Raw genomic sequence first — 804 nt, 5'->3', positions numbered from 1 at the left:
GCGACGCTGCTGCGCGACCTGCGCGACGGCGGCATGAGCGTACTGCTGGTCGAGCACGACATGGGCTTCGTCATGAACCTCGCCGACCGCATCGTGGTGCTCGATTTCGGCACCAAGATCGCCGAAGGCACGCCGGCCACGATCAAGACCAATCCCGAAGTGATCAAGGCCTATCTCGGAGTGGCGGCATGAGCACGCTGTTGTCCGTCACCGACGCGCATGTCGCCTATGGCAAGGTCGAGGCGGTGCGCTCGGTCTCGCTCGAGGTCGGCAGCAACGAGATCGTCACCATCGTCGGCGCCAACGGCGCCGGCAAGACCACGCTGCTCTCGGCCATCATGGGCATTCTGCCGCTGAAAGGCCGCGTCGCCTTTGCGGGCCAGGATCTCGCCCGCCTCGACATCGAGGACCGCGTCGCGATGGGGCTCGGCCTCGTGCCGGAGCACCGCGAATTGTTCGTGACCATGAATGTCGAGGACAATCTCCAGCTGGGCGCTTTCCGCATCGAGCGGAGCAAGGCCAAGACCTCGATCGAGCGGGTCTATGCGCTGTTTCCACGGCTCAAGGAGCGGCGCAAGCAGCTCGCCGGCACGCTCTCCGGCGGCGAGCAGCAGATGCTCGCGATGGGCCGCGCCCTGATGGGCGAGCCGAAGCTCCTGATGCTGGACGAGCCGAGCCTCGGCCTTGCCCCGATCATCGTCGCCGACATCTTCCGCATCGTCACCGAGCTCCGTACTGCCGGCGTCTCGGTCCTGCTGGTCGAGCAGAACGCACAGGCCGCGCTGAAGATCGCGGACCAGGCTT

General features: G+C 66.2%; 1 protein-coding gene and 1 pseudogene. Both read left to right on the top strand.

What is annotated here, in order from left to right:
* Nucleotides 1-192, top strand: a pseudogene (locus JHD07_RS12420) (metal-dependent hydrolase); the annotation flags it as partial.
* On the top strand, nt 189-804 hold a 616-nt coding region (locus JHD07_RS12415; protein WP_291622407.1), incomplete at its 3' end, for an ABC transporter ATP-binding protein. The pseudogene JHD07_RS12420 and the gene JHD07_RS12415, both read left to right, overlap by 4 nt.

It is taken from the genome of Bradyrhizobium sp., from assembly GCF_016462955.1.
Lineage (GTDB): Bacteria > Pseudomonadota > Alphaproteobacteria > Rhizobiales > Xanthobacteraceae > Bradyrhizobium.
Note: the sequence above shows the minus strand (reverse complement) of the source record. Positions and strands in the feature narration are given on the sequence as shown.